The 12167-nt window shown below is 69.2% G+C and carries 9 protein-coding genes; 7 read left to right on the top strand and 2 right to left on the bottom strand.

Features of this window, described 5'->3' with window-relative positions; all coding sequences use genetic code 11:
* Positions 1–178 precede the first annotated feature (178 nt).
* From DID99_RS11065 to DID99_RS11055, 3 genes are read left to right on the top strand one after another with little or no spacing between them, the layout of a single operon-like run.
* Positions 179–3427, top strand: coding sequence for an efflux RND transporter permease subunit (locus DID99_RS11065; RefSeq protein WP_124666660.1), 3249 nt, complete (start codon positions 179–181; stop codon positions 3425–3427).
* 56 nt (positions 3428–3483) lie between these two features.
* Positions 3484–4965 (top strand): efflux RND transporter periplasmic adaptor subunit, encoded by a 1482-nt coding sequence (locus DID99_RS11060; RefSeq protein WP_124666659.1) that lies wholly within the window; start codon positions 3484–3486, stop codon positions 4963–4965.
* Between the two features lie 31 nt (positions 4966–4996).
* Complete coding sequence (locus DID99_RS11055) at positions 4997–6526, top strand: efflux transporter outer membrane subunit (RefSeq protein WP_124666658.1); 1530 nt, start codon at positions 4997–4999, stop codon at positions 6524–6526.
* Here DID99_RS11055 and DID99_RS11050 read toward each other — a convergent pair.
* Complete coding sequence (locus DID99_RS11050) at positions 6504–7964, bottom strand: heavy metal sensor histidine kinase (RefSeq protein WP_124666657.1); 1461 nt, start codon at positions 7962–7964, stop codon at positions 6504–6506. The two genes, DID99_RS11055 and DID99_RS11050, sit on opposite strands and share 23 nt — an antisense overlap.
* On the bottom strand, positions 7961–8638 hold the full coding sequence (locus DID99_RS11045; RefSeq protein WP_124666656.1) for a heavy metal response regulator transcription factor: 678 nt from the start codon (positions 8636–8638) through the stop codon (positions 7961–7963). The genes DID99_RS11050 and DID99_RS11045 overlap by 4 nt, the downstream gene beginning before the upstream one ends.
* A 354-nt stretch (positions 8639–8992) precedes the next feature.
* Here DID99_RS11045 and DID99_RS11040 point away from each other — a divergent pair, with 354 nt between their 5' ends.
* The 4 genes from DID99_RS11040 to DID99_RS11025 are packed head-to-tail and all read left to right on the top strand — an operon-like array spanning position 8993 to position 12167.
* A complete protein-coding gene (locus DID99_RS11040; RefSeq protein WP_044844255.1) occupies positions 8993–9835 on the top strand; it encodes a transporter substrate-binding domain-containing protein in 843 nt (280 codons plus the stop codon).
* Positions 9832–10566 carry an amino acid ABC transporter permease gene (locus DID99_RS11035; protein ID WP_124666655.1) on the top strand — a complete coding sequence of 245 codons (735 nt, stop codon included), beginning with the start codon at positions 9832–9834 and terminating at the stop codon, positions 10564–10566. Before DID99_RS11040 ends, DID99_RS11035 begins: the two co-directional genes overlap by 4 nt.
* The gene (locus DID99_RS11030) at positions 10556–11341 is read left to right on the top strand and encodes an amino acid ABC transporter permease (RefSeq protein WP_124487261.1); all 786 of its coding nucleotides are present in this window, start codon (positions 10556–10558) and stop codon (positions 11339–11341) included. The genes DID99_RS11035 and DID99_RS11030 overlap by 11 nt, the downstream gene beginning before the upstream one ends.
* The gene (locus DID99_RS11025; RefSeq protein ID WP_124487262.1) at positions 11328–12167 is read left to right on the top strand and encodes an amino acid ABC transporter ATP-binding protein; all 840 of its coding nucleotides are present in this window, start codon (positions 11328–11330) and stop codon (positions 12165–12167) included. Before DID99_RS11030 ends, DID99_RS11025 begins: the two co-directional genes overlap by 14 nt.

Raw genomic sequence — 12167 nt, 5'->3', positions numbered from 1 at the left:
ATCGCGGCCGCATGTCGGTCACGGGCCGGCCCGTCCGGTCGGACACTGCGCACCTGCGCGCCAGCACAGATAACGGTTTCGTAATCCTCGGGTCAGGGTCGGGTCAACGCCGCGCCGGCAGACTGCACGCTCGCCGCATCGCACGCGGCATCCATGCCCTGCTTCGAGGAGCACCATCATGTGGATCGTCCGGCTGGCGTTACGCAGGCCCTACACGTTCGTCGTACTCGCACTGCTGATCTTCATCGCGGGACCGCTTGCGCTGCTGCGCACGCCAACCGACATTTTCCCGAGCATCGACATTCCGGTCGTCAGCATCGTCTGGTCATACAACGGCTTCTCCGCGGAGGACATGGCCAAGCGGATCACGTCGAACTACGAGCGCGCGCTCACGTCCGACGTCGACGACATCGAGCACATCGAGTCGCAGTCGCTGAACGGCGTGTCGGTGGTGAAGATCTTCTTCCACCCGGGCGCCGACATCAATCGCGCGATCGCGGAAGCCGCGAGCAACGCCGCGTCGATCCTGCGCATCCTGCCGCCCGGCACGTTGCCGCCGAACATCATCACGTACAACGCGTCGACCGTGCCGATCCTGCAGCTCGGGCTGTCGAGCAACACGCTCGCCGAGCAGCAGCTGTACGACCTCGGCAACAGCTTCATCCGCACGCAGCTCGCGACCGTCCAGGGCGCGGCGGTCCCGCTGCCGTTCGGCGGCAAGATCCGCCAGATCGTCGTCGACCTCGATACGCGCGCGCTGCAGGCGAAGGGGCTCGCGCCGATCGACGTCGTGAACGCGATCAACGCGCAGAACCTGATCCTGCCCGGCGGCACCGCGAAGATCGGCACGCACGAATACAACGTGCAGATGAACGGCAGCACGCAGACGGTCGCCGCGCTGAACGATCTGCCGGTGAAGACGATCGGCGGCAATGTCGTGTACGTGCGCGACGTCGCGCACGTTCGCGACGGCTACGCACCGCAGACCAACATCGTGCGGGTGGACGGCAAGCGCGCGGCGCTGCTGACGGTCGAGAAGACCGGCAGCGCGTCGACGCTGACGATCATCGACCAGGTGAAGGCGATGCTGCCGAAGATCGCGGCCGGGCTGCCGAAGGCGCTGCACATTTCGCCGCTCGATGATCAGTCGGTGTTCGTGAAGGCGGCGGTCCAGGGCGTCGTGCGCGAGGCGCTGATCGCCGCGTGCCTGACCGCGCTGATGATCCTGCTGTTCCTCGGCAGCTGGCGCGCGACGCTGATCATCGCGATCACGATCCCGCTCGCGGTGCTCACGTCGCTGCTCGCGCTGTCCGCGCTCGGCCAGACCATCAACATCATGACGCTCGGCGGGCTCGCGCTCGCGGTCGGGATCCTCGTCGACGACGCGACCGTCGCGATCGAGAACATCACGCATCATCTCGAGCTCGGCGCGCCGCTCGAGGACGCGATCCTGACCGGTTCGGGAGAAATCGCGGTGCCGACCTTCGTGTCGACGCTGTCGATCTGCATCGTGTTCGTGCCGATGTTCCTGCTCACGGGCGTCGCGCGCTATCTGTTCGTGCCGCTGGCCGAGGCCGTGATCTTCGCGATGATCGCGTCGTACTTCTTCTCGCGCACGCTGGTGCCGACCCTCGCGATGGCGCTGATGCGCGCAAAAGGAAACGGCCGGCCGCCGCGCGGCGTATTCGCGCCGCTCGTGCATTTGGCGCGTTTCCAGGCTGCGTTCGAGCATCGCTTCGAGGCCGTGCGGCTGCGCTATCGCGCGCTGCTCTCGGCGGCGATCGCGCGGCGCCGCCGCTTCGCGGCCGCGTTCCTGCTCGCATGCGTCGCGTCGACGGGCCTCTACGCGTTCGCCGGGCAGGACTTCTTCCCGTCGGTCGACACCGGCGAGATCCGCCTGCACCTGCGAGCACCGACCGGCACGCGGATCGAGGAAACCGCGCGGCTGACCGACGAGGTCGAAGCGAAGATCCGCAGCGTGATTCCGGCGGGCGAACTCGCTGGCGTGCTCGACAACATCGGCGTGCCGGTGAGCGGGATCAACCTCACGTACGATTCCTCGGATCCGATCGGCACCGAGGATGCCGACGTGCTGGTCACGCTGAAGCCGAATCACGCGTCGACCGCCGCATACGTCGCCAGGCTGCGCAACGTGCTCGCGCAGTCGTTCCCCGGCGTGACGTTCGCGTTCCTGCCGGCCGACATCGTCAGCCAGATCCTCAACTTCGGGCTGCCCGCGCCAATCGACATCCAGATCGTCGGCAACAAGCTCGACCAGAACCGCGCGGTCGCGAATACGCTGCTCGCGAAGCTGCGCGGCGTGCGCGGGCTCGTCGACGCGCGTATCCAGCAACCCGGCGACGAACCGGCGATCGACGTGAACGTCGACCGCACGAAGGCGATCCAGGCCGGCCTCGAACAGCGTGACGTCGCGCAAAATCTGCTGATCGCGCTGTCCGGCAGTTCGCAGACGACGCCGAACTTCTGGCTCGATCCGCGCAACGGCGTCAGCTACCCGGTGCTCGTGCAGACGCCGCAATACACGGTGAATTCGCTGCAGTCGCTCGCGAACGTGCCGCTGCCGGCCGGCACCGCGCGCCCGCCGCAGACGCCGGCCGGCGGCCCGGCCGCGGGTGCGCCCGCGCAGAACCTGCTCGGCGCGCTCGGCACGTTCTCGCGCTCGACGCAGCAGGCCGTGGTGTCGCACTACAACGTGCAGCCGGTGCTCGACATCTTCGCGTCGGTGCAGGGACGCGATCTCGGCGGCGTCACGGCCGACGTGACGAAGCTCGTCGACGCCGCGCGCGCGCAGCTGCCGCCCGGCTCGTCGATCGTGCTGCGCGGCCAGGTGCAGGCGATGCACGAGTCGTTCGCGGGCCTGCTCGGCGGCCTGGTACTCGCGATCTCGCTGGTCTACCTGCTGATGGTCGTCAATTTCCAGTCGTGGCTCGATCCGCTCGTGATCGTCGGCGGGCTGCCGGCATCGCTCGCCGGCATCGCGTGGATGCTGTTCGTCACGCGCACCACGCTGTCGGTGCCCGCGCTGACCGGCACGATCCTGTGCATCGGCATCGCGACCGCGAACAGCATTCTCGTCGTGAACGCGGCGCGCGAGCTGCTCGCGGGCGGCGCGTCGCCGTGGCAGGCGGCGCTCGACGCCGGCTTCAGCCGCTTCCGGCCCGTCGTGATGACCGCGCTCGCGATGCTGATCGGCATGTTGCCGATGGCGCTCGGCCTCGGCGACGGCGGCGAGCAGAACGCGCCGCTCGGCCGCGCGGTGATCGGCGGCCTCGCGTTCGGCACGTGCTCGACGCTGCTGTTCGTCCCGGTGCTGTTCGGCTTCGTCCACGCATGGCTCGCGCGGCGCCGCGACGCCTCGGCCACGCGGCGCACGCAGCACGCGCCCGACACGCCGGCGCTGCGTTGAGCTCGGACGGCCGCCCCTTCTCATCATCCTTCGATTCGCCCGACCCCGGACCCATCATGAACGACTCGATCGAACCCGTCGCCCCGCCGCCCGCCGCCGAGGCGGCCACAGCAGCCACCGCCGTGACGTCCGCCGCGCGCGGCGCCGCGCCCGACACCCCGCCGGGCCGCCGCGGCCGCAAGCTGGCCGTGCCCGTCGCGGCCGTCGCGCTGGCCGCCGCACTGCTCGCGCTCGGCATCGTGCCGCGTATCGATGCACGCGCCGCGCAGCGTGCACAGGTTGCCGCACAACAGGCGCTGCCGGTTTCGGTCATCGTGCCCGGCACAGCGCCGGCCGACCAGACGCTGACGTTGCCCGGTTCGGTGGCGCCCTATGCGGACGCATCGATCTACGCGCGCACGAGCGGCTACATCGCGCACTGGAGCGTCGATCTCGGCACGCACGTGAAGGCCGGCCAGACGCTCGCGCAGATCTCGGCGCCCGATCTCGACGCGCAGTTGCGCCAGGCGCGCGCCGACGAAGCGAGCGCGCAGGCGAACTACGACTACGCGAAATCGACCGCGCAGCGCTGGCAGGACATGCTGAAAACGCAGTCAGTCTCGCAGCAGGACACCGACACGAAGGTCGCGGACATGAACGCGAAGCGCGCGATGCTCGCGTCCGCGCAGGCGAACGTCGCGCACCTTGCCGAACTCGTGTCGTACGAGTCCGTCACCGCGCCGTTCGACGGCGTGATCACCGCGCGCAGCGTCGACGTCGGCACGCTGGTCACCGCGGGCGGCACGCCGGGCAGCCCGGGCCTGCCCGGGGAACTGTTCCATCTCGAACAGACGGGCACGCTGCGCGTGTTCGTCGACGTGCCGCAGGACAGCGCGTCCGGCGTATCGACCGGCACCTCCGTCTACCTGACGACGCAGCAGTATCCGGGGCGACGCTTTGCCGCGCGTGTCGCGCGCACCGCGGGCGCGATCGATCCCGTCACGCGCACGCTGCGCGTCGAGATCGACGTCGACAACCGCGACGGCGCGCTGATGCCCGGTGCGTATGCGCAGGCGCATCTCGTCGTGCCGAGCGCGGCGCCGGCGCTCGACCTGCCGGTCAGTGCGCTGTTGTTCCGCCCGAACGGCGTGACGGTCGCCACCGTCGGTACGAACGGGCGAACCGTGCTGAAGACCGTGCAGATCGGGCGCGATTTCGGCACGCGCGTGGAGATCGTCGCGGGGCTCGCGGCGACCGATCGCGTGATCGACAACCCGGGCGATGCGATCACGGCCGGCGAAGCCGTGAAGATCGTGTCGACCGTGCGCGCCGCGGCTCCGGTGGCCGCTTCGTCCTCTTCGCCCGCTTCGTCCGCTTCGCCCGCTTCGTCCGCTTCGTCCCCTTCGTCCCCTTCGTCCCCTTCGTCCGCGCAGGTCGCGCAGGTCGCGCAGGTCGCGCAAACAGGGGTGGCGGCCATTGCCAGCGACGCGCCGCCGCTGCGCGCGGCCGGCACCGCGCCGGCCGCGTCGACGCCCGCTCCGGCGCCCGCCCGCGGCTGACCCATCGATGACGACTCACGAGATACCTGCCATGCGCCTTCCTCACCCGCTCCCGTTCGCCCGCCACGCCGTCGCGCTCGGCGCCGTCGCGGCATTGGCCACGTTGACCGCGTGCTCGACGTTGCCACCCTATTCACCGCCCGCCGTCGCGGTCCCCGCGCACTACGCGGGCGCACCGGCCGCGCAGGCCGGCTGGCACGTCGCGATGCCGGCCGATGCGGCCGCGCGCGGTGCGTGGTGGACCGTGTTCGGCGACGCCGACCTGAACGCGCTCGAAGCGCGCGTCGACGTGTCGAACCAGACGGTGAAGAAAGCCGTCGCCGATCTGCAACAGGCACGCGCGATGGTCGACTACCAGCACGCCGGGTTTCTGCCGACGATCACGGCGGGCGCCGCGCAGAGCCGCGCGCGCGTGTCGCAGAACCGGCTCGGCTCGTCGCTCGCCGGCAAGACGACGCCCGACTATCAGGCCGGCGTCGCCGCGAGCTGGGAACCCGACGTGTTCGGCCGCGTGCGCGACGCGGTGACGGGCGCGCAGGCGAACGCCGCTGCGAGCACGGCCGACCTGCAGGCCGTGAAGCTGTCGGTCACGGCGGAACTCGCGACCGATTATTTCGCGCTGCGCTCGCTCGATACGCAGAAGCAGTTGCTCGATGACACGGTGCGTGCATACGCGAACGCGCTGACGCTGCTCAGGCAGCAGCTCGCAGCCGGTGCGATCGATGCGTCGGCGGTCGCGCAAGCCGAGACGCAACTCGAATCGACGCGCACGCAGGACACCGACATCGACGCGTCGCGTGCGCAGTTGCAGCACGCGATCGCGACGCTCGTCGGCGAAAGCGCGTCGACGTTCGCGCTGCCGCCGCGCGTGCAGGCGTTCCGTGTGCCGGCCATTCCGGCCGGCGTGCCGTCGGAACTGCTCGAACGGCGGCCCGATATCGCGGCGGCCGAGCGCCGTGTCGCGGCCGCGAACGCGCAGATCGGCGAGGCGCGCGCCGCGTTCTTTCCCGATCTCGTGCTGTCGGCGAGCGCAGGGCTCGAGAGTTCGTTCTTCGCGCCGTGGCTCGCCGCGCCGAGCCTGTTCTGGTCGCTCGGCCCGCAACTCGCCGGCACGCTGTTCGACGGCGGTCGCCGCAGCGCGTCGCTGCGCGGCGCGCATGCGCAGTACGACGGCGCGGTCGCAGATTACCGGCAGACCGTACTCGTCGCGTTCCAGCAGGTCGAGGATCAGTTGTCGACGATCGATGCGCTCGCGTCCGAAGCCGGCAGCCAGCAGCGCGCGACCGACGCGGCCGACCTGTCGCTGCGGCTGACGACGAATCGCTTCAACGCCGGTGCCGTCAGCTATCTGGACGTGGTGACCGCGCAGACGATCGCGCTGACGAACCGGCGCACGGCCGATCAGATCGACGCGCGCCGGATGGAGGCCGCGGTCGGGTTGCTGAAGGCGCTGGGCGGCGGCTGGCAAGCGAGCGCGGATGAGGAATCGAACACCGGCACGCACAAACGCCCGGTCGCCGCGTTACCCGACTCCGCGGTCACGCGGCCGACGGCCGGTTGAACGTGAGCACGAAGCGCGTGCCGCGCGCGTCGCTTTCGACCTGCGCGGTGCCGCCATGCAGCTCCATCACCGAGCGCACGATCGCGAGGCCGAGCCCGGCCGTGCCGCCCGGCGCCCCGCCGCTGCGGGCGGGATCGCCGCGCACGAACCGGTCGAAGATCCGCGGCAGCAGCGCGGAATCGATCGGCTCGCCCGGATTCGCGACGACGACGCGCACCGCGTCGGCGGCGTCATCGACACTCAGCGTAATGACGCCGCCGGCGGGCGTGTAACGCAGCGCGTTCGCGAGCAGGTTGCCGACGGCGCGACGAAACAGCTCGACGTCGGCGGTCAGTTGCCCCCGCCCTTCGACGCGCAACGTCGAGCCCGCTTCGTCGGCGAGCCCCTCGAAATACTCCGCGATGCGCTCGAGTTCGTCGTGCACGTCGAACGCGCGCTGCCGCGTGACGAAGCTCGGATGCTCGGCGCGCGCGAGAAACAGCACGTTCTCGATCATCCGTGCGAGACGATCGTATTCCTCGAGATTCGATTCGAGCAGTGCCTGATACTCGTCGGCCGCACGCGGCCGCGCGAGCGCGACTTCCGTGGCGCCGCGCATGTTGTTCAACGGCGTGCGCAGGTCGTGCGCGAGATCGGCGCTGAATTGCGACAGGTGCGCGAATGCCTGCTGCAGGCGGCCGAGCATCGCGTTCTGCGCATCGACGAGCGCGCGCAGCTCGCTCGGTGCACGCGACGCGTCGAGCCGTGTATCGAGCTTGTCGACGGTGATCCGGCCGGTGTTGTCGACGATCTCGCGCAGCGGCGCGAGCGCCGTGCGGATCAGCCAGTAGCCGAGCAGCAGCGCGAACAGCGCGCCGAGCCCGCCGGCGATCTCGAGCCGGTCGCGGTAGCCGTCGAGCAGGTCGGCGCGGTCGTGCATGTTGCGCGCGATCGCGATGCGGATCGGCGTGCGGTCGCCGAGCGCGGCCTCGATCACGACGCCGCGCATCGGCGTGCCGTTGTCGGCCGTCCACGTGACCAGCCGGTCGGCCGTGATCCGCTCGTCCGCCGGAACCGGCGCCGCATGCGGCGCGAACAGCTGCGCGTCGGCCACCGGAACCGACGCGGCGGCAGGCGCATCGTCGAGCGCGGCGAGCCGCACATTGTGGCGCACGAGCACGTCGCCGTGCGCATCGACGGCAGCCATCGACAGCGCCTCGTTGCCGAGCACCTGGCTCGTCAAGCGCTCGGCATGCGTGCGGACTGCATCGAGCGACTCGAGCTCGCCCGCGAGCCGGCGCGTGTGGCGCGCGGCCAGCACGATGTCGAGGTCGTCCTGCGTGTTCACCTGCCGTTCGAGGCCCGCATACACGTATGCGCCGACCAGCGCGAACGCGGCGAGCGTGGTCGCGGCGAACGCGAGCGCGAGCGTCGCGGCAAGCGAGCGTGGCCGCGTCATGCGTCGTCCTTCGGTTCGAGCACGTAGCCGACGCCGCGCACGGTATGGATCAGCTTGACCGGAAACGCGTCGTCGATCTTCGCGCGCAGGCGCCGGATCGCGACCTCGACGACGTTGGTGTCGCTGTCGAAATTCATGTCCCATACGTACGATGCGATCTGCGTGCGGCTCAGCACCTCGCCCTGCCGGCGCGCGAGCAGCTGCAGCAGCGAGAATTCGCGCGGCGTGAGGTCGATGCGCGTGGCGCCGCGCTTCACGCGGCGGCGCACCACGTCGATTTCCAGATCGCCGACCGCCAGGTGCTCGGTCTCGCGCGGCGGCCCGCGACGCGCGAGCGTGCGGATACGGGCAAGCAGCTCGACGAACGCGAACGGCTTCACGAGGTAGTCGTCGGCGCCGAGTTCGAGGCCGTGCACGCGATCCTGCACGTCGTCGCGCGCGGTCAGGAACAGCAACGGCGTCGTATGCGTGTCGCGCAGCCGCTTGAGCACACCCCAGCCGTCGAGCACGGGCAGCATCACGTCGAGCACGATCACGTCGTAACGCTCTTCCTGCGCGAGCGTCAGCCCTTCGCCGCCGTCCTTCGCGAGATCGACGCTGAAGCCCGATTCCTCGAGCCCCTTCTTCAGGTAGGCCCCCGTCTTCGGTTCGTCTTCGACTATCAGGATACGCATGGCCGGCTCCGTCACTTTCGTGATGACATCCGGCGATGTTACCGGCAAACGGCGACAAGGGATCGCTGCGTGCGGGCGCAAGCGCCTTTGATTACAAAACGGTAATCGGGCGGTCAGCGTAGCGTGCGGTTGCGAAGCCGTGCACGGCGGAGTCGGTAACCTTCATAAACCCTCCGCCACATCGCCATTCCAGCCGCTAGAACGTCGCGTTCCTCTGCGTAAATCTGAGGACCAGATAACGGTATGAGAATTTCTTGGTTCTTGGATGCGTTCCACATCCCGAAAATACCAGCTCCCGACAACCGGGCGCGCGATGCGCCGGCCCGCGTCGCTCAAACAACGTTCCTCTTTCCCATGTTCAGCAGATCGTTTCGCACTACGTCGGGCCACGCGCTGTGCGTCGCCGCCCTCCTTTCCGTTTTTTCCGGCGTCGCCCGCGCGGACAGCACGCTCGATCGCATCCATCAACGTCACACGATCACGATCGGCGTGATCCTGTCGGGCCCGCCGTTCGGCTCGCTTGATCCCGCGACGCAAAAGCCGGTCGGCTTCAACGTCGATCTGGCGAACGACGTCGCGAAACGACTCGGTGTCGACGTCGAGTTGACACCCGTGCAGCCGTCGAACCGCGTGCAGTTCCTGCAGCAGGGCAAGGTCGACGCGCTGATCGCCAACATGGAGCTGACGACGGAGCGCGCGGAGATACTGTCGTATGCGCCGACGCCGTTCGAATCCATCGGCGGCGCGCTGATCGCGCGCAAGGACAGCGGTATCAAGTCCTGGGCCGACTTGCGCGGCAAGCCGGTCTGCGTGTCGCAAGGCAGCAACTACACGAAGCCGCTCGCGACGGAATACGGCGCGCAGGTGAAGGCCTTCCGCGGCCAGCCGGAATCGCTGCTCGCACTTCGCGGCAACAACTGCGTGGCCGCCGTGCACGTCGCGCCGACGTTGCGCATGCTCGTCGCGCGCAACCCCGACTGGAAGGACTACACGACGCCGCTGTCGACCGACCTGATTCCGTCGCCGGCGGTGATCTGGGTCCGCAAGGGCGAGACCGACACGCAGGGCGCGCTCGACCGGATCGTTCAGGATTGGCACCGCAGCGGCTGGTTGCTCGACGTCGAGCGCAAGAACGGCATGACGCCGTCGCAAGCCGTGCTCGACCTGCACGCAAAGCTCAAGGCGCAGCGCACATGACGGCGGCCGCCGCCGTCGATGCGCTCCGCAAGTTCGGCCTCGATTACAGCTTCGTGCTCGCCGCGGACGAACGCGCGTCGTTCGTGCACGGGATGGGCGTGACGCTCGAACTGTCGATCGCGACCGCGGTCGGCAGCCTCGCCTGCGGCGTCGTGCTCGCCGCGCTGCTGGTGTCGCCGAGCGCGGCGCTCGCGCGCCCCGCGCGCGCATTCGTCGAGGTCACCCGCAACACGCCGACGCTCGTGCAATTGTTCTGCGCATTCCTCGTCGTCAACATGCTGATCAGCGCCGCACTGCGCAATCTGGGCGGCAATCCGCTGACGCCGTTCATCTGGAGCGTCATCGTGATCTCGCTGCACAAGGGCGCATTCCATGCGGAAGCGCTGCGCGCCGGCCTCGAAGCGGTACCGCGCGCAACGCTCGAGGCCGCGCAATCGCTCGGCTACAGCCGCCGCCAGCGGCTCTGGCACGTGCAGCTGCCGCTCGCGATACGCTTCGCGCTGCCCGCGCTCGTCAACAACCTGGTCGATGTCGTGAAGATGACGACGGTCGCCTCGGCGATCGCCGTCGGCGACGTCACCTATGCGTCGATCATGATCTGGACGCAACGCGACAATGTGCTCGAGTTGATGATCCTGATCCTGCTCTTCTTCGGCGTGCTCACGTTCACGGTCAACCTCGCGGGACGTTGGCTGGAACACCGCCTGAGGATACCCGGCTATGGCCATTGACATGCACGCGCAGCCCGCGCGCCTCGTGCGATGGCGCGCCGTCGCGGCAACCCTGGCCGCGCTGGCCGTCGTCGCGCTGGCCGTCGCGGGCCGCCGTCACCCGACCCTCGTCGCGCTCGCCACATGGCTGCCGGCGCTCGGCAAGGCGATGCTGGTCAACATCGGCATCAGCGCGATCGCGATCGCGATCGGCACGCTCGCCGGCCTCGTACTCGGCCCGCTGACGCTGTCGCGGCTCGGCATCGCGCGCGTGCTGGCGCGCGCGTACGTGCAGTTGTTCCGCAACGCGCCGCTGCTCGTGCTGATCTATTTTTCGACCTACGTGTTCCCGTTCGAAATCAGGTTCGGCCATGCGTCGCTGCCGTTTCCGGACTGGTTCAAGGTAACGCTCGGCCTCGCGCTGCCCGCGAGCGCGAACTTCGCGGAAATCTTCCGCGGCGCGATCCAGTCGATTCCGCACGCGCAGTGGGACGCCGCACGCTCGCTCGCGTTCAGCCGCGCGCAAGTGTTCCGCTGGATCATCCTGCCGCAATGCGTACGCCGCATGCTGCCGCCGTGGATGAACCTGTATGCGAGCATCGCGATGGCCACCGCGCTCGCGTCGCTGGTCGGCGTGCACGACCTGCTCGACACCGCGCAGGTCGCGAGCAACACCGTCGCGCGAGCCGACTTCACCGTCGTCGTCTATTTCACGGTACTCGGCCTGTTTTTCGCGTACTGCTACCCGATCGCCCGTTTCACCCGCCTTCTCGAAAGACGTCATGCATTCCACTGAAACTCCGCGCGGCGCGGACGAGCCGCTCGTCCGCCTGCGCGACGTGCACCTGTCCTACGGCACGACGCCCGTGCTGCGCGGCATCGATCTCGACGTGCACCGCGGCCAGGCCGTGTCCATCATCGGCCCGTCCGGCTCCGGCAAATCGACGATCCTGCGTTGCATCACCGGGCTGTTGCGGCCGCAGCGCGGCCTGATCGAGGTCGACGGCACGCGCGTCGACCTGCTCGCATCGGAGCGCGACGAAATCGCACTGCGCAAGCGGGTCGGCTTCGTGTTCCAGCAATACAACCTGTTTCCGCACCTGAGCGTGCTCGACAACCTCGTCGTTGCCCCGGTCCGGATTCTCGGCCGCGATCGCAACGATGCGGTGCGCACCGCACACGCGCTGCTCGAACGCGTGCGTCTCGCGGACAAGGCGCACGCCTACCCCGGCGAGCTGTCGGGCGGCCAGCAGCAGCGCGTCGCGATCGCCCGCGCGCTCGCGATGCAGCCCGACCTGATCCTGTTCGACGAAGTGACGTCCGCGCTCGATCCGGAAACCGTCGGCGACGTGCTGTCGGTGATTCGCGATCTCGTGCGCGACGGCATGACCTGCGTGCTCGTCACGCACGAGATGCGCTTCGCCGAGGAAATCAGCGACGTCGTCTATTTCACCGAGGCGGGCGTGATCGTCGAGCACGGGTCGGCCACGCAGCTGTTCCGCGCGCCGCAAAGCCCGCGCACGCGGGCCTTCCTCGCGCATACGCTCGGCCCGGCCGGCAGCCCGCACGCAAGCCGCGACAGCGCGCCGGTCGCACTCGACCTGACGCGCTTCGCGGTCTGA

This window comes from Burkholderia sp. Bp8986 (assembly GCF_003854225.1).
GTDB lineage: Bacteria > Pseudomonadota > Gammaproteobacteria > Burkholderiales > Burkholderiaceae > Burkholderia.
Note: the sequence above shows the minus strand (reverse complement) of the source record. Positions and strands in the feature narration are given on the sequence as shown.